Raw genomic sequence first — 24,669 nt, forward strand, 5'->3', positions numbered from 1 at the left:
CGGCTGACCAGCTGGATCGACATGATGCTGTCCCCGCCCAGCGCGAAGAACCCGTCGTCCGCGCCGACCCGCTCCACGCCCAGCACGTCGGCGAAGAGCGCGCAGAGCAGCCGCTCCCGTTCCGTGCGGGGCTCCCTGCCGTTGCCCGCGCCCTGTGGGTGCGGCACCGGGAGGGCGGTGCGGTCCAGCTTCCCGTGCCGGGTCAGGGGCAGTGCGTCCAGGACCTGCAGGGTGCTCGGGAGCGCGTACTCGGGCAGCCGCTCGGCGATCAGGGCGCGCAGCCGGTCGGTGTCGAGGGTGCGGCCCGGTTCGGGCACGACATAGCCGGCCAGGTGCTTGGCGCCGGTGGGTGCCCGGTGCACGAGGACGACGGAGTCGGCCACGTCGTCCTGCTCGCCGAGGGCCGCCTCGATCTCGCCGAGTTCGATGCGGAAGCCGCGGATCTTGACCTGGTGGTCGGCCCGCCCGAGGAACTCCAGTACTCCGTCCGGGGTCCAGCGCACCAGGTCGCCCGTGCGGTACATACGGGTACCGGCCGGACCGAACGGATCGGCGACGAACCGTTCCGCCGTCTGCGCGAACCAGTTCAGGTAGCCGCGCGCCAGGGCGTCACCGGCGATGTACAGCTCTCCCGGCGCCCCGGGCGGCACCGGCCGCAGCCGGCCGTCGAGCACGTAGGCCCGCATGCCGTCACGGGCCCGGCCGATCGGCACGGTCGACGGCACCGAGCGCCGGTCGGCCATGGTGTGGGCGGTGGCGTACACGGTGATCTCGGTCGGGCCGTACGCGTCGGTGACCACGGTGTCGGGGCAGTGCTCCAGCACCCGGCGGACGGTCGCGGCGGTGACGACGTCGCCGCCGACCATCACCTCGCGGACGCCGGCGAGGCAGCCCGGGTCCTCTTCGGCCACGACGCGGAAGAGCCCGGCCGTCAGCAGGAGAAGGGTGACCTCGTGCTCGCGGACCGCCCGGGCGATGGCCGCCACGTCGGGCTCGCCGGGCGGGGCCACCACGACCTCCCCGCCGTTCAGCAGGGGCGTCCACAGCTCGCAGGTGGACGGGTCGAAGCCGTACGGCGAGTGCAGCAGCGTCCGGACGGGGCGATCGGTCGCCGTCCTCGTCCAGTGACGGTCCGTGGCCAGGCTCACCACACCGCGGTGGGTGGCCGTCACGCCCTTCGGCTCGCCGGTGCTGCCCGACGTGAACATCACGTAGGCGGCGTGATCGGGGTGGGGGCGCACCACGGGAGGTACGACGACCGGGTCCTGTCGCGGGTCGTCGTGTCGCGGGTCGTCGTGTCGCGGGTCGTCGTGTCGCGGGTCGTCGTGTCGCGGGTCGTCGTGTCGCGGGTGGTCGTGTCGCGGGTGGTCGTGTCGCGGATCGTCGTCGGTCACCGCGAGGAAGTGGGCGGCTCGGGGCAGCAGGCCGGGCGCCGTGCCCCGGTGGGTCTCGTCGGTGACGACCACCGACGCACCGGTCTGCCGCAGCATCTCGTCCAGCCTGGCCTCGGGCAGGTCGGGGGCGAGGGGCACGTAGGCCGCTCCGGCCTTCAGCACGCCCAGGATCGCCGTCACGGTCTCCGGCGAACGCTCCATCAGCAGCGCGACCCGGTCCTCCGGACCGGCCCCCAGGGACACCAGCCGCGTCGCCAGGCGGTCCGCCCGCTCGTCGAGTTCCCGGTACGTCCGCACACCGCCGTCCCAGCGGACGGCCACGGCCTCCGGCGTACGCGCCACCTGCGCCGCGAACGCCTCGACGACACTCGCCGCCTCCCTCGCCGTGTCCGCGTCGACGTCGTTCCAATCGGCCAGGACGCGGTGCCGCTCCTCCTGCGACAGCACGTCCACCGTGCCGGCGGGCCGATGGGGGGCGTCCACGAACGCCCGCAGCACCCGCACGAACCGGTCGGCCAGCACGCGTGCCTCCTCGTCGCCGAACGCGGCGGGCGCGTACTCGATGCGCAGGGACACCCCCTGCTCGCGCGGTGCGGCGATCAGCATGAGCCGGTAGTGGGCGGCCTCCCGGGTCTCCGCGCGGGTGAGGGTGAGGGAGGTGCCGGTGAGGGCCGTGGCCTTCTCGTCGACCGGATAGTTCTCGTAGACCATGGCCGAGTCGAACAGCCGGGGCAGGCCCGCGAGGCTCTGGATGTCGCTCAGACCCAGGTACTGGTGGGCCATCAGCCCGGCCTGCTCGTCCTGGAGGCCGCGCAGCAGTTCCTCGAGGGTCCGGTCCTGGTCCAGCCGCGCCCTGACGGGCAGGGTGTTGATGAACAGGCCCGCCATGGTCTCGATGCCGGGCACCTCCGGCGGCCGGCCGGACACCGTCGTGCCGAAGACCACGTCGTCACGGCCGGTCAGCCGGGACAGCAGCAGCGCCCAGGCGCCCTGGAGGACCGTGTTGACGGTGAGCCCGCGGGACCTGGCCCACGTGACGAGGCGGGTGGCGAGGCCCTCGGGGAGCTCGGGGTGCACCCGTCCGGGGCGGGCGGCCGGCGCCGGCCGGTCGGAGGCGGCGGGGGCGACGAGTGTGGGCTCGTCCACCCCGTCCAGGGCCCGCGCCCAGGCGGCGTGCGCGTCGTCGCGGTCCTGCGCGGCCAGCCAGCGCAGGTAGTCGCCGTACGGGGCGACCCGGGGCAGCGTGACCGCCGGTCCCCCGGCCGCGTACAGGGCGAACAGATCACGGGCCAGGACGGGCACCGACCAGCCGTCCAGCAGGAGGTGATGGTGTGTCAGGACGAGTCGGTGGCGTTCGTCGCCGAGGCGGAGCAGGGCGGCCCGCAGCAGCGGCGGGCGCGCCGGGTCGAAGCGCTCGGCGAGCTCCGCGTCCGCGATCCGGTCGCTCTCCGCGGCCTGCGCGGTTTCGGGCAGGGCGCTCAGGTCGGCCGTCAGCCACGGGAGTCGGGGATCGCGGGCGATCACCTGGACGGGGGTGTCCGTGATGTCGTGGACGAACGCGGCCCGCAGGTTGGCGTGCCGGGCCAGCAGCGCCGTGCAGGCGGCCTTCAGCGCGTCCGCGTCGAGCGGACCTTCGAGGTCCAGGCAGAGCTGCGGGGTGTAGACGTCGCTCTCGCCGCCGTCGTAGACGGCGTGGAAGAGCAGGCCCTGCTGGAGCGGGGAGAGCGGGAGGACGTCCTCCAGGCCGGGGTACGCGGCCTCCAGGGCTTCCACCTGCTCCTGGGTGAGGGCGGGTACGAGGGGGAAGTCGGACGGCGTGTGGCCGCCGGCCCCGGCATCCGTGCCCGCGAGGGTCTCCAGCGCCCGCAGCCACCGCTCGGCCAGCTCCCGCACCTCCGCCTCGTCGAGCAGACCGCCCGCCCACGAGAACGTCGCCGACAGCACCGGGCCGTCCGCGCCGTCGACCGCGACCGCGTTGACGTCGAGCGCGTGCAGCAGCGGGGTGGCGGGGTCGGTGCCGGCGCCCAGTCCGTGCGCGTCGTCGGCCACCGTCCAGTCGGCGCTTCCGTCGGCCCCTCCGGACCCGGACGGGGCCTGGGAGTCCAGGGACGTGGTCGTACGGCCGAGGTAGTTGAAGCCGATCTGCGGCCGGGCGCAGTGCGTCAGGAGCGGGGCCGTCTGCGGGTTGAGGTAGCGCAGCAGGCCGTGGCCGAAGCCCTGGCCCGGCACCCGGCCGAGCTGCTCCTTGACCTGCTTGGCGGCGTCCACGGGATCGTCGCCCGTGGCGTCGAGCCGTACGGGGTGGACGCGGGTGAACCAGCCCACCGTGCGGGAGAGGTCCACGTCCGGCCGGTCGCTGTCACGGCCGTGGCCCTCCAGGTCGACCAGCACCCCGCCGTCGGCGTCCACGCCCCGCGCCTCGCGCCACTGGCGCACCGCGAGGGCCAGCGCGCCCAGCAGCACGTCGTTGACCCCGCCGTGCAGGGCGGCCGGGACGGACGACAGCAGCGGAGCCGTGTGCGCCCCGGGCAGCGTCACCGTGAGCTGCCGCGCCGTGCCCACCGTGTCCTGCACGGGGTTCAGCGGGCGGGAACCGAGCGGCGGCTCCGGGGCCGCGAACGTGTCGGTCCAGTAGGGGAGTTCCTCCAGCAGCGCCGGGTCCTGTGCCCGCTCGCCGAGCAGTCCCGCCCAGCGCCGGAACGACGTGCCCACCGGGTCCAGCCGCACCGGCCCACCGGCCGCCACCGACTCCCACGCCTGCCGCAGATCCGGCAGCAGGACCCGCCACGACACCCCGTCCACCGCCAGGTGGTGCACCACCACCAGCAACCGGCCCGACGCCTCCGCGCCCGCGTCGAACCACACCACCTGCACCATCACGCCCGACTCCGGCGCCAGCCGCGCCACCGCCGCCCGCGCCTCCTCCGCCACAACGGCATCGGCGAGAGGCACCCGGCGGACGGACCCGGCAGCGTCCACCGAACCCCGCTCCCCCACCTCCAACGCCCAGACCAGTCCGCCCGCCGTCCGGGTCAGCCGCAGCCGCAGGGCGTCGTGGTGGTCCAGCAGCGCCTGCACCGCCGCCCTCAGCCGCCCCTCCCCCAGCCCCGCCGGCACCCGGAGCACCACGGACTGGTGGAAGGCGTCGACGGGTCCCCGGCGCTCGCGCAACCGGTGGACGATCGGGGTGAGTTCGACGGGTCCGGTCCCGTCGTCCTCGGCGCGGGCGGCCGGGCGGTCGTCCGCTCGTCCGCCGACCCGCGCGAGCGCGGCCACCGTCTGGTGGGTGAAGACGTCGCGCGGGGTGAGGACCAGGCCCGCCCGCCGTGCCCGGCTGACCAGCTGGATCGACATGATGCTGTCCCCGCCCAGCGCGAAGAACCCGTCGTCCGCGCCCACGCTCGCGGCATCGATGCCGAGCAGTTCGGCGAAGATGCCGCGGAGGATCTCCTCGGCCGGGGTGCGCGGTGCGCGTCCTCCGTCCGCCGTGCCGGTGGCATCGGGCCTGGGCAGGGCGGCGCGGTCCAGCTTCCCGTTGGGGGTGACGGGGAAGGCGTCGAGCACCATGATCTCGGCGGGGACCAGGTACTCGGGCAGGGTGTCGGCGGCCCGGCGGCGCACCTGTCCGCCGTCCAGGGTGCGCCCCCGCTCGGGCACGACGTAGCCGACCAGGCGCCGGCCGCCGGAGGGAGCCTCGTGGGCCACTACCACGGCGGCGCTCACGCCCTCGTGCTCGCCGAGCGCGGCCGCGGCCTCGCCCGGCTCGACGCGCACGCCGCCGACCTTGACCTGGTCGTCGACGCGGCCCAGGTACTCCAGTTCGCCGTTCTCCGTCCAGCGGGCGAGGTCGCCGCTGCGGTACATCCGGGCGCCGGGCGGGCCGAAGGGGTCGGCGACGAAGCTCTCCGCCGTGGCGCCGGGGCGGCCCAGGTAGCCGCGGGCCAGCTGGGCGCCGGCGATCCACAGCTCGCCGGAGGCGCCCGGCGGCACCGGCTCCAGGGCCGCGTCGAGGACGTACAGGCGGGTGTTGGCGACCGGCCGGCCGAGCGGCGGCGGGCCCTCGGGGTCGGCGGGGCAGCGCCACCAGGTGACGTCGATGGTGGTCTCGGTGGGCCCGTACTGGTTGAACAGAGCCACGCCCGAGGCGCCGAGCACGTCGTGGAAGCGCCGTACGAGGTCGGCGGGCAGGGCCTCGCCGCCCGAGAAGACCCGGCGCAGCCCGGTGCAGCCGCCGGCGGCCGGCTGGTCCAGGAAGGAGCGCAGGACGGTCGGCACGAAGTGCGCGGTGGTGACGGACCGGTCCCGTATCAGCTCGGCGAGCCGGGCGGGGTCACGGTGCGCCTCGGGCTCGGCGACGACCACGGCGGCGCCGGCGAGCACCGGCCAGAACAGCTCCCACACGGAGACGTCGAAACCGGCGGAGGCCTTGTGCAGCACCCGGTCGTCGGACCGCAGACCGTACTGCTCCTGCATGCCCCACAGACGGTTGACGACGGCCCGGTGCGGGACGGCGACGCCCTTGGGGCGCCCCGTCGAGCCGGAGGTGTGGATGACGTAGGCGGTGCTGTCGTGGTGCGGCGCCGTGAACCCGGCGGCGGGCCCGGAGGCGTCGTCCTGCGGTCCGGGCGTCCCGTCGAGCAGCAGGACCGGGGCCCGCACGGCGGAGGGCAGCAGGCCGCGCGCCTCCCGCGTGGTCACCACGCACACCGGGTCGGTGTCGGCGAGCAGCAGGGCGATGCGCTCGGCGGGGAGGCCGGGGTCCACGGGCACGTACGCGGCACCGGTGCGCAGGACCGCGTGCAGGGCCACCGGCAGGCCGGTCGAGCGCGGGACGAGCACCGCGACGCGGCGCTCCGGTCCGGCCCCGACCGCGCGCAGGCGGCGGGCGAGGGCGTCGACGCGGGTGTCCAGCTGCACGTAGGTGAGGCGGTCGGCACCGCAGACGACGGCGTCGGCGTGCGGGGTGCGCGCGACGCGGTCGGCGAGGAGTTCGGGCACGGTGGCGGACGGGACGTCCATGGCGGTGTCGTTCCAGTCGGTGAGTACCCGCCGGCGTTCGTCGGCGGAGGTGGTGGCGGCCCGGGACACGGTGAGGTCCGGGTCGTCGGCGAAGGACTCCAGGAGCCGGGTCCAGCGCCGGGTGAGGAGCCGTACCGCCGCGGGGGTGAAGCGGTCCGCGCGGTACTCGACACGGCCGGCGATCCCGTCCGGAGCGCCTTCGGCGGTGCGGTGTTCGGCCATGTTGAAGGAGAGGTCGAAGCGGGCGGTGGCGGCGCCGACGCGGATCAGCTCGGTGGTGAGGCCGGGGAGTTCCACGGCGTCACGGGTGAGCTCGGGCTGGGCGGCCAGCATCACCTGGAACAGCGGGTTGCGGTCCAGGGAGCGGGTCACGTCCAGGTCGTCGACGAGGCGCTCGAAGGGCACGTCCTGGTGGGCGTAGGCGGTGAGGTCGGTCTCCCGCACCCGCCGCAGCAGCTCGTGGAAGTCCGGGTCGCCGCTGGTGTCGGTGCGCAGGACGAGCGTGTTGACGAAACATCCGACGAGGTCCTCCAGCACCTCGTCGCCGCGCCCGGCCACGGCCGTGCCGAGCGGGATGTCCGTACCGGAGCCGAGGCGGGTCAGCAGCGCGGCGAGTGCGGCCTGGAGCGTCATGAAGACGGTGGCGGAGTGCTCGCGGGCCAGCTCCGCCAGGCGGGCGTGGAGCGGTGCCGGGATGCGGAAGAGGTACGAGCCGCCGGGTGCGGTGCCGGCGGAGTCACCCGGTGCGACGAGGGCGGTGGCGTCCGGTGCGCCGGTGCTGGGGACACCGGACGCGGCGGCGGTGGGGTCCACGGGCAGGTCGATGCGGTCGGGCAGGTCCGCGAGCCGCTGCCGCCAGTGCGCGAGCTGCCGGCCCGTCACCCCGTCCGCGCCGTCGTCGGCGAGCAGGTCGTGCTGCCACAGGCTGTAGTCGGCGTACTGGACGGGCAGCGGGGCCCAGTCGGGCGCCTGTCCCCGCGTACGGCTGCGGTAGGCGGTGGACAGGTCGGCCGCCAGCGGTCCGAACGACCAACCGTCGGCGGCGATGTGGTGCAGCACCAGTGCCAGGACGTGATCGCCCTCCCCCAGCTCGAACAGGGCCGCCCGCAGCGGGATCTCGGTGGCCAGGTCGAAGGGCCGGCCAACGGTCCGCTCCAGTTCCGCGGTCAGGTCCGCCTCCGCGACGCGGACCGCGACCGGTTCCGGGCGGGTCTGCTCGGCACCGGCGTCCAGGATCTCCTGGCGGGGGCGGCCGTCGGTGTCGGGGAAGACGGTGCGCAGCGCCTCGTGGCGGGCGGTCAGGTCGGCGAGGGCGGCGCGCAGCGCGGGGAGGTCGAGGGGACCGCGCAGCCGCAGCACCACCCGCATGACGTAGCCGTCCGTGGCACCCTCGGCGAGCTGGTGCAGGAACCACAGGCGGCGCTGGGCGGAGGACAGCGGGATCTCGTCGGGCCTGGGGCCGGCGGTGGGGCGGGGACGGGACGGGGTGCCGGCGGCGGCGGTGACGCGTTCGGCGAGTTCCGCGACCGTGGGGGCCTCGAAGACGGCGCGGACCGGGAGGTCGGCGCCGAGCGCGTCGCGTATGCGGGCGACGAGGCGGGTGGCGAGCAGCGAGTGTCCGCCCAGCTCGAAGAAGCTGTCGTCGATGCCGATCCGGCCGGCACCGAGGAGCCGCGCGTACAGGCCGCACAGCACTTCCTCGAGCGGCGTGCGCGCCTCGCGCCCGCCGTCCGCCGCGGAGCCGTCCGCGGCACCGGGACCGGGCAGGGCACGGCGGTCGACCTTGCCGTTGGGGGTGAGCGGCAGCCGGTCCAGGACGACGAACGCGGAGGGCACCATGTAGCCGGGCAGGCCGGCCGCGGCGTGGCGGCGCAGCTCGGCCGGGGCCGGGACGCTCTCGGGCCCGGTCACGGTTCCGGTCCCGGTCTCCGGGACGACGTAGGCGACCAGTCGGAGGTCGCCGTCGGGGGTGTCCCGGCGTACGTCCGCGACGGCGCGGGCGACCGCCCCGTGGCTCTCCAGGAACGCCTCGACCTCGCCGAGTTCGACGCGGTGGCCGCGCACCTTGACCTGGTGGTCGGCGCGGCCGAGGTGGTCCAGGCGGCCGTCCGCGGTCCAGCGGGCCAGGTCGCCCGTGCGGTACATGCGGGTGCCGGGCCCGCCGTACGGGTCGGCGAGGAAGCGCTCGGCGGACGGACCGGGGCGGCCCGCGTAACCCCGGGTGACGCCGGGACCGGCCAGGTAGAGCTCGCCGGGCGTTCCGGCGGGGACCATGCGCAGGCGGTGGTCCAGGACGTAGGCGCGGACGCCCGGGCGGGGACGGCCGATCAGGAAGCGTCCGCCGGCCCGCGGTGCCCCGGGCTCGTCCACCGCCTGGAAGGTGCTGCTCATGGTCGCCTCGGTGGGCCCGTACTGGTTGACGACCAGCGGGTTCCCGAGGGCGGCCGTCTGCCGGAGATGGCCTTCGGTGAGCGCTTCGCCGCAGGTCATCACCAACCGCGGGGAGGGGCGTCCGCCGGCGGGCAGCTGTGCCGCCTCCTCGTTCAGGGCGGCCAGCAGGGACGGTACGACGGAGAGCAGCGCGGTGACCCGGTGGCGGTGCATGGCGCGGACGAGGGCGCGGGCGTCGTTGGCCTCGTGGGGCGGCACCATGACGACGCGCCCGCCGGCGGCCAGGGTGCCGAGGATGTCGCGCACCGAGGGGTCGAAGGAGACGGACGCCAGGTTGAGCACGACGTCGTCGGGGCCGAGCCGGGCGACCCCGGACGTCAGGTACGAGAAGTAGGCGGCGACTCCCTCGTGCGGCACCACGACCGCTTTGGGCCGCCCGGTGGAACCCGAGGTGTGGATGACGTAGGCCGGGTGGCCGGGCCGCAGGGGCGCGGTGCGCTCGTCGTCGGTGGGGTCGCCGTCCGGCAGGGCGCGCAGCGCGCGTCCGGTGTCCGGATCGTCGAGCCGTACGGCGCCGGAGCGGACGTCCTCGGGGAGCGACACGGCCGCCTCGGTGGTGGTCAGCACCGTCACCGGCCCGGCGTCGCCGAGCATGTGCGCGATGCGGTCCGCCGGGTAACCGGGGTCCACCGGGAGGTACGCCGCGCCGGCCTTGAGGACCGCCAGCAGGGCCACCACCAGGTCCGGGGAGCGGGGCACCGCGACGGCGACGGTCCGTTCGGGCCCGGCGCCCCGGGCGACGAGCAGGCGGGCGAGGCGGTTGGCGCGGGCGTGCAGTGCGCGGTGGGTGAGCCGCTCGTCCCCGAAGACAACCGCCGGGGCGTCGGGGGCGGTGGCCGCCCGGTCCTCGAGGACGCCGGTGACCGTGCCGGCCGCCGTGGTCCCGTCCTGTGCTCCCTGCCAGGCGGTCAGCAGGCGGCCGCGTTCGCGCGGGGTGAGGACTCCGGCGCGGCCGGCGGGCCGGTCCAGGCCGTCGCCGAGCTCCTCGAAGAGGCGCACCAGCCGGTCCATGAGCGCGTCGGCGGCGGCCCGGCCGTAGGCGGAGGTGTGGTAACCGAGGGTGAGGTGCATCCGCTCGCCGGGGGCGGCGAGCAGCCGCAGCGGGTAGTTCGTGGCCACTGCCCCGTCGACGGCGGAGACCCGGACGCCGTCCGCCGGCCGGAACACGGCCGGGTCCAGCGGCACGTTGAGGAACACCACCATCGTGTCGGCGAGCGCTCCGGCCCCGGTCTGCCGCTGGATCTCCGGCAGTCCGAGGTGCTGGTGGGCGGCGAGGCGGGACTGCTCGTCCTGCAGCCGGCGCAGGACGGCGGCCATCGGCCGCACCGGGTCGAGACGCACCCGCACGGGAACGGTGCTGATGAACAGGCCGATGACGGACTCCACGTCCTCGACGTCGGCCGGGCGGCCCGCGTTCGGAGCGTCGAGGACGACGTCGTCGCGACCCGTCAGCGCGCCGATCAGGGTGGCCCACACGCCCTGCACCAGGGTGGCCGGTGTCAGGTCGTGGCGGCGGCAGTGCGCGGTCAGCCGGGACGTCAGGTCCGGCGGCAGCAGGCGCTCCACGACCTCGTGCCCGGGTGCGGAGGCCGTACCGCCGGTGTCGTCGTGGCCGGTCCGGCTGCCGGTCACCGGCACCACGAGGGTCGGTTCGGCGCCGTCGAGCGCCTGCCGCCACGCCTGCCGTGCCGCGTCCTTGTCCTGCCGGGCGAGCCAGGACAGGTACCGCTCGAACTGGGGTGCCGGGGGGAGGGAGTCCGGCTCGGCGTAGGCGGTCAGCAGTTCGTTCAGCAGCAGCGGCTGCGACCAGCCGTCGAGCAGGATGTGGTGGTAGGTCACGATCATGGTGTGCCGGTGCGGGGCCAGGCGTGCCAGCGCCACGCGCAGCAGCGGCGGCCGCGCCGGGTCGAACGGTGTCTGCCGCTCCGCGGTCCGCAGCCCGGCGAGCCGCGCCTCCCGCTCCGGCCCGTCGGTCGTGGACAGGTCCGTCTCCCGCCAGGGCGGTTCCGCCTCGCCGGTGACGATCTGCACCGGGCCCGCGTCCGCGTCGTGCACGAAGGCGGCCCGCAGGCTGCCGTGCCGGGCCAGCAGCCGGGTCCAGGCGGTGCGCAGCCGGGCCGGGTCGAGGGGGCCCTCCAGCGTGAGCGACAGCTGGACGGTGTAGTCGTCCACCCGGGCCCGGCCGTCCTCCCCGGCCTCGCCCGCCTGGGCGGCCTGCGCGGCGGCCAGGGACTCGAAGAGCAGCCCCTCCTGCAACGGTGTCAGCGGGAGGACCGGCATGTCCGCCGGGCCCGGGTACGGGGCGGCCAGCCGCTCACGCACCGGCGCCGGCAGCGGCGGCAGGGGCTCCTCGCCCGTCGCTTCCGGCGCTTCGGTGGCGCCGGTGGCCCCGGCCTCCCGCGCCACGGAGGCGAGGGCCGCGACGGTGGGGTGCGCGAAGACGTCGCGGACGGCCAGGCCGATCCCCGCCCGGCGCGCGGCGCCCACCAGCCGCATGGCCAGCACGCTGTCGCCGCCCAGTCCGAAGAAGCTGTCGTCGATGCCCACGTGCGGGAGGCCCAGCAGCTGGGCGAAGGCGGTGCACAGGGCCTGCTCGGTCGCGTCGCGCGGCGCCCGGCTGTCCGGTGCGGCCGCGAAGTCCGGCGTCGGGAGGGCGGCGCGGTCCAGCTTGCCGTTCGCGGTGAGCGGCAGCTCCGCCAGCACCACGAAGGCGGCGGGCACGAGGGCCTCCGGCAGAGTGCGTTCGGCGAGGGTCCGCAGTTCGGCCGGGAGCACGGCGAGCCTGCGGGCGAGACCCGGCTCGTTGGTGCGCCGTGCCGGGGCGGGGAGGGACTCCGTCGCGGGCTGGTAGGCGCACAGCACGTCACCGGTCACGGCGGCGTCCGGGGTGGCGGGCTGCCCGGTCACGGCGTCCGGGGTGACCTCACCGGTCGGGGAGTCCGGGGTGTCCGTGCGCCGGAAGACGGCGTCCACCGCGCCGGGGCCGGTCACCGACGGCGCCACGGCCACGCGGTAGCCCAGTTCCCCGGCGAGGGCGTACAGGTCCTCGGGGTCCACCGCGCCGGGCACCGGGACGTCGTCGGCGAGGACGCGCGCGGCGCGGGCGGGTTCGGTCCCCTCGTCCAGCCGCCGGGCCGCCAGGACCTGCCGGGCGGTGCGCTCGTCGGAGAGCCCGCAGACGCGGAGCCGAGCCGGGCGGGCCGTGGACAGGATGTGCCGCAGCCCGTCCAGGTCCGTGCCCTCGCCGGCGTCGTGGCTGTCGGCCGACGGCTCCGCCTCGGCCGCCACGGCTGCCGGGTCCGTGTGCAGGACGACGTCGTAGCGGTAGCGGCTCAGTTCGTTGCGGTACCCGCCCCGCTTCACCTGGACGTCCGCGGCGGTGAAGGGGCTGTCGGGACCGGTCCGTCCGGTGAACCAGGCGGGGTCGACGAGGAGTTCGTTCTCGTTCAGCAGGGCCCTGCCTATGGACCGGCGCAGCGCCGCGGTGCCGGTGTGCCGGCCCGCGGGGAGGCGGACGAGGTGCTTCTCCGTCTCGAAGACGCGGGCGGCCCGCAGGTCCCGTACGTCACCGACGAAGATCCGCCCGCCGGGTGCCAGCAGCGGCGCGACGGCGCGGATCACCCGGTCCAGGTAGCCGGCGTCCGGGAAGTACTGGATCACCGAGTTCAGTACGACGGTGTCGAAGAACCCGGTGGGCAGGCCCTCGGTGTCGTCCGCCTCCCGGTGCCGCAGGGTGACGCGGCCGGCGAGGCGGCCGGGCAGCCGGTCGCGCAGCGTGCCGATCACCTCGGCGGAGAAGTCGGTCGCCCAGTAGGTCTCGGTGTCCCCGGCGAGCCGCGACAGCAGCAGGCCCGCACCGACGCCGATCTCCAGCAGGCGTACGGGACGCAGGGCGCGGATCCGCTCCACGGTCGCGTCGCGCCAGCGGCTCATCTCCCGGTGAGGGAGGGGACGGCCGTCGTAACTGCTGTCCCAGCTGGAGAAGTCGTCGCCGAAGGCGGGGGGTTCGCCGGCCCGAAGCTCCGCGGCGGCGTCCGGTGCGGACGGTGTCCGGGCGGCGGGCGCGTAGACCGACTCCCAGACGGCGTTCCACTCCTGAACCTGCGCCTGTGCCTGCTCGGCCCCGGGCCCGTCCGTGTCACGCCCGTGGACGGCCGGCACCACGTAGGCGGTGAGCTGTCGTCGGCCCGGCTCGTCCTCCCGGACGATCACCGCGGCCCGGCTCACCGCCGGGTGCCCGGCGAGCGCGGCCTCGATCTCCGCCGGCTCGGCGCGCACTCCTCGGATCTTGACCTGGTGATCGGTCCGGCCCAGGTACTCCAGCGTGCCGTCGCGGCGCCACCGCGCCAGGTCGCCGGTGCGGTACATGCGGCTGCCGGCGGGTCCGAAGGGGTCGGCCACGAAGCGGAGCGCGGTCGTTCCGGGCAGCGCCGGGTAACCGCGGGCGAGCTGGCGTCCCGCCAGGTACAGCTCACCCGCGACGCCCGGGGCCACCGGCCTCAGCGCCGCGTCGAGCACGTACACCCGGGTGTTGTCCACCGGACGGCCGATGGGGACCGTGGCCCCGGCCCCGACAGGGACCGTGGTGCCCGCCCCGGCGGGGAGGCAGCTCCACCGGGTGACGTCGATGGCCGCCTCGGTGGGCCCGTACAGGTTGAACAACGGGACGCCGAGGAGGCCGAGGCAGGTGTCGGCGAGTTCGGCCGGGAGCGCCTCGCCGCTGCAGATCACGCGCCGCAGCCCGGCCGCCGTCGCGGCCGCGGCGGGCTCGTCGAGGACGTCGAGGAACATCCGGAGCATCGACGGGACGAAGTGCACCGTCGTCACCCGGTGGGTCTCGACGGCCGCCGCCAGGTACTGCGGGTCGCGGTGCCCGCCGGGGCGTGCCACGACCACCGCGGCGCCCGTGGTCAGCGGCCACAGCAGCTCCCACACGGACACGTCGAACCCGACGGGTGTCTTGTGCAGCACCCGGTCGTCGGCGGTCAGGGCGAACTCCCGCTGCATGCCCAGCACCCGGTTGGCGAGGGCCTCGTGGGAGACGACGACGCCCTTCGGGCGGCCCGTCGAGCCCGAGGTGAAGATCATGTACGCGGCCGAGCCGGGCGCCACGGGGACCGGCGACGACAGCGCTCCGCCGTCACCGGCGGGCGCGCCGTCCCCGAGGAGGATCGTGTCCGGGCCGCCCAGGCGGGGGAACCGCTCGACGGGGCCGGGCGTGGTGAGGACGCAGGCCGGTGCCGCGTCGTCCAGCAGCAGCCCGATCCGCTCCGCCGGCAGGTCCGGGTCCACCGGCACGTACACCGCGCCCGCGCGCAGCACGGCGTGGACGGCGACGAGCAGGTCCGCCGAACGCGGCACGGCGACCGCCACCCGGGTCTCGGGCACGGCCCCACGCTCGCGCAGCAGCGCCGCGAGCGCCGCCACCCGGGCGTCGAACCCGGCGTACGTCAGCTCCTCGGTGCCGTCCGCGCCGTCCCCGTACACCACGGCGGTCGCGTCGGGCGTGACCGCCGCCCGTGCCGCGACCAGTTCGGGCACGGTGACGGGCGGCACCGGCACGGCGGTGTCGTTCCACTCCGCCAGCACCTGCCGCCGCTCCTCCGGGAGGAGCACGTCGACGGTGCCGACGGTCCGGTCGGGGTCGGCGACCGGACCTTGGAGCAACCGCACCAGCCGTTCACCGATGAGGGCGATGTCCTCGGGCGAGAAGACGCCGGTCCGGTAGCCGAACCGCAGGCTGAGCCCGGCGGTCTCCGGCACCACCAGCAGGGTCAGCGGGTAGTGGGTGCCCGCGTGGACGTGCGGGTCGGTGATGCCGAGGCCGGGGCCCGGCCGGAAGGCGGCCGGGTCGACGGGGAAGTTCTCGAAGGTCAGGACGGTGTCGAAGAGCCGGTCGAGCCCGGTCGGGCGGGTGATGTCCGGCAGGCCCAGGTGCGCGGCGCCCGCGCGGCGCGACTGCCGGTGCTGCATCCCGCGCAGGACGCCGAGCAGGTCGTCCGCCGGGCGCAGCCGTACGCGCACGGGGACGGTGTCGACGAACAGCCCGACCATGGACTCGGCCCCGTCGATCTCGGCGGGACGGCTGGCGACGGTGGTGCCGAACACGACGTCGTCGCGCCCGGTCAGCCCGGCCAGGAGGAGGGCCCAGGCGCCCTGGACGACGGTGTTGAGGGTGAGGCCGTGCGCGGCGGCCAGGTCCCGCAGGGCGTCGGTGGTGCCGGCCGGCAGGTCGACGGTGTACCGGCCCTGCGCCGGCTCCGCCGCTTGGGCGGCGTCCGGCACGAGGACCGTCGGTGCGTCGAGCCCGTCGAGCGCGGCGCTCCACTCGGCGCGGGCCGCGTCGCGGTCCTGCCGCCCGAGCCACGACAGGTACGCGCGGGGCGGGGTCACCGGAGGCAGGGGCTCGTCGTGGTACAGCGCGAACAGCTCTCGGCCCAGCAGGGGCAGCGACCATCCGTCGAGCAGCATGTGGTGGTGGGTGAAGAGCACGGCGTGCCGCTCGGGGGCGAGCCGCACCAGGGCGACCCGCAGCAGCGGGGGGCGTGCCAGGTCGAAGCGTCCGGCCCGCTCCTCGGCGGCGACCTGCCGCAGCCGCCGGTCCCGCTCCCGCTCGCCGGTGTCCGTGGGCGCGTGTGCGAGGTCCACGTCGCGCCAGGGCAGCTCGACGTCGTCGAGCACCACCTGCGCCGGTACGTCGGCGGCGTCGGCGACGAACGCGGAGCGCAGGACGGGGTGCCTGCGCACCAGGGCGTGCCAGGCCGCACGCAGCCGGTGCCCGTCCAGCGGGCCCTCGACCGTGAAGCCGAGCTGCACGGTGTAGTCGTCGTCCCCGGCGGCCTGCGCGTCGTGCAGGGACTGGAACAGCAGGCCCTGTTGCACGGGGGTCAGGGGCAGGGCGTCCGAGAGCCGCGGGTAGCGGGCGCGCAGGCGCCCGAGTTCCGCCTCGGCGAACAGGGCGGCGTCCGAGGGCTCCGGTACCGAGGAGGCGTCGCCCGTGGCGTCCTCCCGCGGGAGCGCGCGGGTGGCGAGGTCCGCCACGGTCGGGTGCTCGAACACGTCGCGCAGGGCGAGGGTCAGTCCCTCGCGGCGTGCGACGGCGACCAGGCGCATCGCCGAGATGCTGTCGCCGCCGAGGGCGAAGAAGTCGTCGTCGATGCTCGCGCCCGGTGTGCCGAGCAGGTCGGCGCGGAGCCGGCAGAGGGTCTCCTCGACCGCGTTCCGCGGCGTCCGGCCGCCACCGGGGACGGCCGCCGCCGGCGCGGGCAGCGCGGCCCGGTCGAGCTTGCCGTTCGCCGTCAGGGGCAGTTCCGGGAGGGGCACGAAGGCGGCGGGCACCATGTACGGGGGGAGGCTCCGCGCCAACGCCGCGGCCAGCTCCTCCGCGCCTGCCACCTGTTCCGTGCGCGGGACGAGGTACGCCGTCAGCTGCCGCCGGCCCGGCGTGTCCTCGCGGAGCACGACCGCGGCACGGTCCACGCCCGGCTGCCGCTCGAGCACGGCCTCGATCTCGCCCGGCTCGATACGGTGGCCGCGCACCTTGACCTGCTGGTCCGCCCGGCCCACGTAGGCGAGCCGGCCGTCCGGCGTCCACCGTACGAGGTCGCCGGTCCGGTACATGCGGGTGCCCGGGGCGCCGAAGGGGTCGGCCACGAAGCGCTCGGCGGTCAGGCCGGGCCGTCCCGCGTACCCGCGCGCCAGTCCGGCACCGGCGATGTACAGCTCGCCCACCACGCCGGGCGGCACGGGTCGAGCCGCCCCGTCCAGCACGTACACCGCGGTGCCGGCGATCGGCCGTCCGATGGTGACCGTCGCCGCTTCGGTGTCCTCGGCGGACAGGTCCGCCGCGGTCGACCAGACCGTCGTCTCGGTGGGTCCGTAGACGTTGGTCACCGACGCGGCGGACGCGAGGAGTTCACGCGCCAGTGCGGCCGGCAGCGCCTCGCCGCCGACGAGGACGCGGACGCCGCCGAGGGCGGGGGCGACCTCCGCGGACACGGCCTGCCACAGGCTCGGCGTCGCCTGTATCACCGAGACGCCCTCGGTCAGCAGCAGTCGCCGCAGCCGGGCCGGGTCGCGTGTCTCGTCGGGTCCGGCCACCACCACCGCGGCGCCGGCCACCAGGGGCGCGAGCAGCTCCAGGTTGGCGATGTCGAAGCCCAGCGTGGTCACGGCGAGCAGGCGGTCGCCGGCGCCGAGGCCGGTCCGCCCGGCCATGTCCAGCAGCAGATTGGCGAGGCCCGACCGGGGGACGACCACGCCCTTGGGGCGTCCCGTCGACCCCGAGGTGAAGATGACGTAGGCGGCGGCCGAACCGTGCACCGCGGCGGGCGGCGCCGTGACGTCGGCCTCCGCGCGGGCATCAGCAGGGGCAGGAACGCGGGCACGACCGGGTGCGTGAACAGGTGCGTGCGCAGGGGTGGGGGCGTCGGCGGGAGCGACGTCCCGCGCCCCGTCGGTCAGCACGCGTCTCGGCCCCCGCGGCACCCGCTCGGCCAGTTCGGCCGTCGTCAGGACGACGGCCGGCCGTGCCTCGGCCACCATGAGCTCCAGCCGCTCCGCCGGGTGCGACAGGTCCAGCGGCAGATAGGCGGCGCCGGAACGCAGGCAGGCCAGCACGCCGGCCACCAGGTCCACCGAGCGTGGCAGTGCCAGCGCCACGCGGTCCTCCGGCCCCACTCCGTGACCGGCCAGGACGCCGGCCAGCCGGGCCACCCGGCCGACCAGTTCGGCGTACGTCAGGGACGCTCCCCGGGCGGTCACCGCGACGGCGTCCGGAGTGCGGGCCGCCTGCGCCGCGACCAGCCGCCACGGGTCGCTCTCCGGGGCTCCCCCCGGCTCACCCGCCGACGTCCGCTCCGGGGCGTTTCCCGGGGCGCCTTCCGTGTCGCTCTCCCCGGCCGGGGCGCCATCGCCGGCGGTTCCGGAACCACCGGACCAGCCGCCGAGCAGGCGCCGGCGCTCGTCCTCGTCGAGCAGGTCACCGTGGCCGATCGGCCGCGCGGCGGCGTCCTCGCCCGCGGTGAGCCTCTCCAGCAGCCGCAGGAACCGCTCGTGGTGTCCGGCCAGTTCACCGGCCGAGTACAGCGCGGGGTTGCCGTCGACGGCGACCTCGACCGCGCCGCGCTGTCCCGGGCGCCCGCCGTAGCAGGCGACCGACAGGTCGGCCACCGGCCCCACGGCCAGATGGTGCAGGGAGCCGTGGAGGCCTGCGAAGGTGAAGTCCTGGCCGAACGGCATGACGTTGACGAGCGGCCCGTAGAGACGGCCCCCCGCGGAGAGACCGAGGTCGCGGGTGAGGTCGGCCTCCGGATAGCGCTGGTGCCGCACCGCGTTCTTCATCTCGGCCGCGACCCGGGCGGTCAGCTCGCCGTACGTCAGGCCGGGGTCCACGCTCAGCCGCAGCGGGACGACGTTGGACACCATGCCGGGGGCGGTCTGGGCGACGGAACCGACGCGCGCGGTGACCGGGAAGCCCAGCACCAGGTCGTCCACCCCGGTCATCCGGTGCAGATAGGCGGTGACGCCCGCGACGAAGGCGGCCGGCCAGCTCGACCGGCGGCTCCGCGCGACCTTCCGCAGTCCCGACTCGATCCCGGGGCCCAGCCATGAGGTCCGCCGGTGCACCGGGGCGGAAGGCGGCGCTGCCCAATCCACCAGCCCGGCGGGTGCGGGCCGGCCGGCCATCCGTTCCAGCCAGTACGCCCGGTCGGCGCGGAAGTCGTCCGAGGCCCGGTAGGCCGCCTGCTCGGCCAGCAGTTCCCGGACCGGCCGCAGGGCGCCCCCCACGGGTTCGCGCCCCTCGCGGAGCGCGGTGTAGAGGGCCGCCGCACGCCGTACGGCGATCCCGGCACCGAATCCGTCGCTGATCAGGTGGTGGAGGCCCGCGTACCACCAGTGGCGCTGCCCGGCGACGCGGATCACCGCGCTCGTGAGGTTCGGCGGGTGGCCCAGGAGGCGCGGGCGCTCCATGTCGGCCCTCATCCAGGCGTGTGCCGCGGCCTCGGGGTCGGCCTCGGCCGACACGTCGACGAAGAGCTGCTCCCACGCACCGGCCGGTTCGACCCACTGGCGCAGTTCGCCCTCGTGCTCCCCGATCCGGACGCGGAACCCGTCGGCCTCGTCGAGGAATCGGCGCGTCGCCTCGGCCAGCAGCGCGAGGTCGAGCGGACCGGTGATGTCGACGTAGACACCGAGGTTGTAGGCGCGGCTCTCCGGCGCCAGCTGCTGGCCGAACCAGACGCCCGACTGTCCCGGGGTCAGCGGCAGGCCACGAGGGTGGTCGTCTAGCACGTGCGTAACTCCCAGGCGTGCGGATGAGCGGTGATCGCGGCCCGGCCTCGGTACCGGACCGGGACGACCCCGGTGCCCACGGCATGCACCGTGCCGGCCGATCCGTGACCCTGGTGACGGGCTCTCACCAGGGTGTCTAGCACGGCGAGTTGACCGGTCGGGGCGCCCGCCGACAGAAGATGATCTTCAGGTGAACTGTCCCGCGCGGCGCGGAACCTCCGCGGCGGCCGACGGGGGCGCGGGAACTGCGTGTCCCGTTCGTGGCGTCCGCCCGGCATTCACCCCGGCATCACTTGCGGCGACCTCGTGTTCACCCGGCTGAACTTTCCCCCAACTGCGGTGACGCCCACGGTCCGCAACGGCATCCGCCGTCCGCGGCCGGATGCCATCATCCAGCTGTCGCGGCGCCGCTTCGCCTCCGCACCCCCGGCCCTGCGCCGGCACTCGTCGCACCCTGCCCCCGGTCCCTCCCCCACCCGTTCCCGATCCTTCCCGGCCCCTCCCGCCGCGTCGTGCGGCAGCGACCCCCGAGGACTCTCATGGCGCAGCCCGGCACCCCTCCGGCGAGCCCCGCCACAACCCGCCGCGCGTTCCGCGCCCTGCTGCTCGCCCTCTTCACCGGGCTGCTGTCCAGCACCGTGGTCGTCACCGCGCTGCCCCGCGTCGTCACCGACCTGGGCGGCAGTCAGGCCGCCTTCACCTGGGTCGTCGCCGCCACGATGGTCTCCTCCACGCTGAGTCTGCCGCTCTGGGGAAAGCTCGCCGACCTCGCGGACCGCAAGACGCTGATCCAGTGCGCGCTCGGCCTGTTCGCCCTCGGGTCGGCGTGGTGCGCGCTGGCCGGTGACGTCGGGCAGCTCATCGCGGGCCGGGCCGTGCAGGGGCTGGGAGCCGGCGGGGTGAACGCGCTGGCCCAGGTCATCATGGCCACGCTGGTCCCGCCACGAGAGCGTGGCCGGTACAACGGCCGCGTCACGCTGGTCATCACGGCCGGAACGGTCGCCGGTCCCCCGCTCGGCGGCCTCCTCGCCGAGACCCCCGGGGTGGGCTGGCGCGGCTGCTTCCAGCTGGGCGTGCTCCTCGCGGCCGGCGCCGGACTCGCCCTCCACCGGACCCTGCTGCTGCCCGCGCCGGCACCCGGGGCCGGTTCCGGGCGGGCGACGGGCGGGCCCCGCCCCGACCTCTGGGGCGCGGTCCTGCTCACCGCGACGGTCGGTACGCTCCTCCTCGCCGTCACCCGGGCCGGCGACGTCGTCCCGTGGCTGTCCTGGCCGTCCGCGGGAGCGGCCTGCGCCGTGCTCGTCCTGGCTGTGCTGTTCGTCCGTCACGAGTCGCGGGCCGCCGATCCGCTGGTGCCGCTGCGCCTTTTGCGCGACCGCACCGTCGCCCTGTCGGCGCTCGCCGGTTTCGCGGTCGGGCCGGCGCTGTTCGCCGCCCCCGCTCTGCTGAGCCAGTACTTCCAGACCGCCCGGGCGCAGTCGCCGGCCGCGTCGGGCCTGCTGACCCTCCCGATGATCGCGGGTCTGCTGGTGGCCTCCGGCGTCGCCGGGCGTCTGATCGCGACGCGAGGCCGCTGGAAACGCCTCCTGGCCGTCGGAGGCCTGCTGCTCGTCCTCGGCTTCTCGCTCATGGGCACCGTGGCGGCGGACACCCCGCTGCCGCTGGTGAGCGCCGCCCTGTTCGCGGGAGGCGCGGGCATCGGCATCGTCTCGCAGAACCTCGTGCTGATCGCCCAGAACGCGGCGCCGCCGGACGACCTGGGCGCCACCACCACTTTGGTGGTCCTGTCCCGCAGCCTCGGCGGTGTACTCGGGCTCGCCGCACTCGGCTCCCTGCTGACCGCCCGCGTGGACGCCCTGTCCCGCGCACACACCGCGGCCGGAACCGGGCCCGACGGCGGCCTGCCGGACCTGGGCGCCCTGCCGCCCTCCGCCGTGGAGAGCGTCCAGGCGGTGCACGGGCAGGCTTTCGGCGACGTGTTCGCCACCGCCGTACCCTTCGCGCTGCTCGCGCTGACCGCCGTCCTGCTGATGCGGGAGACGCCCCTGCGCACCGCGCACGGGGAACCCGAGTACACCGCGCACGGGGAACCCGACCGGAGGCCGGCCCCCGGCCAGGAGTAGAGCTCCAGGGCACCGCACCTCGCGGACACCGCTCCTCGTCACGCGGTCGGCTCGACGGTGCTCACGGGGCCGGCCCGGGCGCCTCGGGCAGTGCGTCGCGCAGGCCTGTGGCCGCCGGCACCCGGCGCGCGGCCGGCGTGCGGCCATCGGCCGACCCCGGTTGCTTCGCGGGCATACCATGCCGCCCATGGCGCAAGAAGACGAGCAACTGGACAGCCTCGTACGCAAACGGATCCGCGCGCTGCGCGTCGCCCAGGGCTGGTCCCTGGAGGAACTGGCCACCCGGGCCAACCTCAGCCAGTCCTCACTGAGCCGCATCGAGAACGGGCAGCGCCGCCTCGCCCTGGACCAGCTCGTCACCCTCGCCCGCGCCCTGGACACCACCTTGGACCAGCTCGTGGAGAACGCCGCTGACGACGTCGTCATCAGTCCGACGGTCGACGGCGCCCACGGTCTGATGCGCTGGCCCGTGAAGGGCGACCCCGGCATGAGCGTGATGCGTCAGCGGATGACCGACCCGCCGCCCGAGAACCCGGCCCGCATGCGCGCCCACCCCGGCCGCGAATGGCTCGTCGTGCTGTCCGGCACCGCCGTCCTCATGCTCGGCCACCGGCGCTTTCGCATCGAGACCAACCAGGCCGCCGAGTTCCCCACCATGATGCCGCACGCCATCGGCGCCGAGGGCGGACCGTGCGAGATCATCGGCATCTTCGACCGCGACGCCCGCCGCGGCCACCAGAAGGACGCCCTCACCGACGGCACCGAAGCCGACCGCGGAGGCGCGCAGGACCCCCGCGCATAGAGTGCGGCGACCGCCCCGGCGGTCCCGCTCCGCCGGGCGGTCTTGCCCGGCGGGCAGCACCCCGAGCCATCTTCTTGCGTTCTACGCAAGCAGTCGTGCTGTTCGCGCATGAGCGTCCTACGGTGTCGCCATGACATCAGCAGACCAGCACACCTGCCTCTCCCCCCACGGCGACCCACACGGCCACCGCCGGTCGCACGACGACAGCGGCCAGGCGGAGATCCTCGACCTGGACGCCGAAGTACTCGCCGAGCACATCGCGTCCATCACCGCCTGGCTGCCGCTCGAGAACGAGCCGCGCCGGATCGTGGACCTGGGCTGCGGCACGGGAGCGGGCACCTTCGCGCTCCTCGAACGGTTCCCCGAGGCACACGTCACCGCCGTCGACGCCTCAGCCGGGCATCTCCGGCTCCTGAACGAGAAGGCACGCGCCCGCGGCATGCGGGAGCAGGTGCGCACCGTGCAGGCCGACCTCGACTCCAGCCACTGGCCCGACCTCGGCACACCGGACCTGGTGTGGGCCTCGGCGTCGATGCACCACATGGCCGACCCCGGCCGGGCCCTCACGAGCGTCCACGGCCTGCTCGCTCCCAGGGGCCTGTTCGCCGTCGTCGAGCTCGCGGGCTTCCCCCGTTTCCTGCCCGCGGACGCCCCCGAGGAGCGGCCGGGTCTCGAAGAGCGCGCCCATGCCGCTGCCGACCGCTTCCACGCCGAGCACGTCCCGCACCGCGGCGCCGACTGGGGGCCGATGCTGACCGCAGCCGGCTTCACCGTCGTGGGCGAGCGCACCATCAGCGTGAACATCGAAGGTGGGCGCAGCGAGGCGATCGGGCGTTACGCCTACGGCGGCCTGCAGCGCATCCGCGGCGCCGTCGCCTCGGTACTCGGCCCCGACGACCTCGCCGCGCTCGACGAGCTCCTGGACACCGACAGCCCGCACAGCGTTCTGCGCCGCGAGGACCTCGCCCTACGCACCGAGCGCACCGTCTGGGCCGCCCGCCGCGCCTGACGTTCGGGCACCCGTCCAGGGTCGCCTGCCAGGCCGCCCCGCACGGAATCGCCCGCCCCGCCCGTGATCATCGCCCGCGCAGGGCCGTGCGCTCCGCCGGGCGGAGCGAGATCAGGCGGCCAGGAGGCGCGGGACGTGCCCGCCGCCGGTCGGCGTCTGCACCGCGAAGGGACCGGGGCAGGCTCCGGATGCGGTCGTGGCGGCGCCCGGCGGCGCCCGTCGGGGACGGGCGGCGCCCGGCGGGGACGGGCGGCGCCGGGCGTCCGGGGGGCCGCTCAGCCGGTGCGGCCGGCCATGCGGGCGTCGATGAGGCGGGTGACGGCCTCGCGGTGGTCCTGCAGATAGAAGTGGCCGCCGCGCAGCACGTCCAGCCGGAAGCGCGAAGGGGCGATGTCCGCCCAGCCCGACATGTCATGGACGCCGATCGACGGGTCCCGGTCCCCGAGGTACGCGTAGACGGGGCAGTCGACCGGATCCGCGGGGCGTGGCCCGTAGGTGCCGACGATCGTGAAGTCGGCGCGGATCGCGGGCAGCACGATGTCGCGCAGGTCGGGGTCGGACAGCAGCGCCTCGTCCGTGCCGCCGAGCCGGCGGACCTCCGCGATCAGCGCGTCGTCGCCCTGCTCGTGCAGGCGCCGCGGCGTGAGCCGGTGCGGCGGCTTGCGGCTCGACACGTGGAGGGCGGCGGGCGACACGCCGTGCCGCTCGGCCAGCCGCAGGGTCATCTCGTAGGCGAGGGACGCGCCCATGCTGTGCCCGAACAGGGTCACCGGCACGTCGAGCAGCGGCAGCAGCGCCTCGGTCACCCGCTCGGTGAGCTCCGCCATGCTGTCCACGCACGGATCGGCGAGCCGGTCGTGCCGGCCCGGGTAGCGGGCCACCACCACCTCCGTGCCGGCGTCGAAGGCGGTTCCCCAGGCGTGGAAGAAGCTCGCCGAGCCCCCCGCGTGCGGCAGGACGACCAGGCGGCGCCGCGGGGCGTGGGCGGCCGGGTAACGGCGGAACCACTGTTCGCCGGCGACAGCGGTCCGCGCTGCCGTGGTACGGGGGCCGAGATTCATGCTGTCGTCCTTCGGGCGGTCTCCGGCCGGGTGGCGGAGTGCTGGGTGATGAACTCCACCCGGGGGCGGGCGAGAGCCACGTAGTCGTCGGTGTCCAGGGCGACCGAGCGGTCCAGGCGCGCCGCGTTGAAGAATATCTCGTCGTGCACGAGCAGTTCCGGGTCGACCACCAGGTCGAGTTCGGGATGGCGGGCGAACGGCACCACGGAGCCGCTGACGCTGCCCGCCAGCCGCTCGGCCACGTCCCGCGCCGCGAAGGCGGCCTCCGAGCCGCCGTACATCCCGCACAGCCCGTCGAGGTCCACCCGCCGGTCGCCGGGCACGACCGCCAGCACGTACCGCCGGGAGCGGCGTCCCGTCGCGACGCGCACGACGAGGCACTTGGCTGCCTGGGCCAGCGGGTGCCTGCGCAGCTCGCTGGCCCGCTCGGTGTGCCCCTCCGGGGGGTGGTCGATCAGCCGGAACCGGGCCCGGGTGCTGACCAGTTGCTCGATCAGCCAGTCGTACGCCGTCATCG

General features: G+C 75.6%; 6 protein-coding genes. 3 read left to right on the forward strand and 3 right to left on the reverse strand.

Annotation, left to right across the window (positions count from 1 at the left end; all coding sequences use genetic code 11):
* On the reverse strand, positions 1–19,157 hold a 19,157-nt coding region (locus ACP4IX_RS33450; RefSeq protein WP_426558250.1), incomplete at its 3' end, for an amino acid adenylation domain-containing protein.
* A 539-nt stretch (positions 19,158–19,696) separates the two neighbouring features.
* On the opposite strand from ACP4IX_RS33450, the gene ACP4IX_RS33455 reads away from it, so the two are divergent.
* The 3 genes from ACP4IX_RS33455 to ACP4IX_RS33465 all read left to right on the forward strand — a co-directional run bounded on the left by ACP4IX_RS33455 (position 19,697) and on the right by ACP4IX_RS33465 (position 23,091).
* A complete protein-coding gene (locus tag ACP4IX_RS33455) occupies positions 19,697–21,280 on the forward strand; it encodes an MFS transporter (protein ID WP_426558252.1) in 1,584 nt (527 codons plus the stop codon).
* Between the two features lie 187 nt (positions 21,281–21,467).
* The gene (locus ACP4IX_RS33460; RefSeq protein WP_426526599.1) at positions 21,468–22,082 is read left to right on the forward strand and encodes a helix-turn-helix domain-containing protein; all 615 of its coding nucleotides are present in this window, start codon (positions 21,468–21,470) and stop codon (positions 22,080–22,082) included.
* Between the two features lie 130 nt (positions 22,083–22,212).
* Complete coding sequence (locus ACP4IX_RS33465) at positions 22,213–23,091, forward strand: methyltransferase domain-containing protein (RefSeq protein ID WP_426558254.1); 879 nt, start codon at positions 22,213–22,215, stop codon at positions 23,089–23,091.
* Positions 23,092–23,366: 275 nt separating this feature from the next.
* On the opposite strand, the gene ACP4IX_RS33470 is transcribed toward ACP4IX_RS33465, so the two are convergent.
* Together ACP4IX_RS33470 and ACP4IX_RS33475 are read right to left on the reverse strand one after the other, a co-directional pair.
* The gene (locus ACP4IX_RS33470; RefSeq protein WP_426517834.1) at positions 23,367–24,152 is read right to left on the reverse strand and encodes a thioesterase II family protein; all 786 of its coding nucleotides are present in this window, start codon (positions 24,150–24,152) and stop codon (positions 23,367–23,369) included.
* Positions 24,149–24,667 carry a YbaK/EbsC family protein gene (locus tag ACP4IX_RS33475; protein WP_426517836.1) on the reverse strand — a complete coding sequence of 173 codons (519 nt, stop codon included), beginning with the start codon at positions 24,665–24,667 and terminating at the stop codon, positions 24,149–24,151. The genes ACP4IX_RS33470 and ACP4IX_RS33475 overlap by 4 nt, the downstream gene beginning before the upstream one ends.
* Between the last annotated feature and the right edge of the window lie 2 nt (positions 24,668–24,669).

Origin of the sequence: Streptomyces sp. WG5 (assembly GCF_049974565.1) — a bacterium.
Lineage (GTDB): Bacteria > Actinomycetota > Actinomycetes > Streptomycetales > Streptomycetaceae > Streptomyces.

Coding starts and splice junctions, on each gene's coding strand:
- ACP4IX_RS33455 (WP_426558252.1), top strand. CDS start 19,697: ATGGCGCAGCCCGGCACCCCTCCGGCGAGCCCCGCCACAACCCGCCGC.
- ACP4IX_RS33460 (WP_426526599.1), top strand. CDS start 21,468: ATGGCGCAAGAAGACGAGCAACTGGACAGCCTCGTACGCAAACGGATC.
- ACP4IX_RS33465 (WP_426558254.1), top strand. CDS start 22,213: ATGACATCAGCAGACCAGCACACCTGCCTCTCCCCCCACGGCGACCCA.
- ACP4IX_RS33470 (WP_426517834.1), bottom strand. CDS start 24,152: ATGAATCTCGGCCCCCGTACCACGGCAGCGCGGACCGCTGTCGCCGGC.
- ACP4IX_RS33475 (WP_426517836.1), bottom strand. CDS start 24,667: ATGACGGCGTACGACTGGCTGATCGAGCAACTGGTCAGCACCCGGGCC.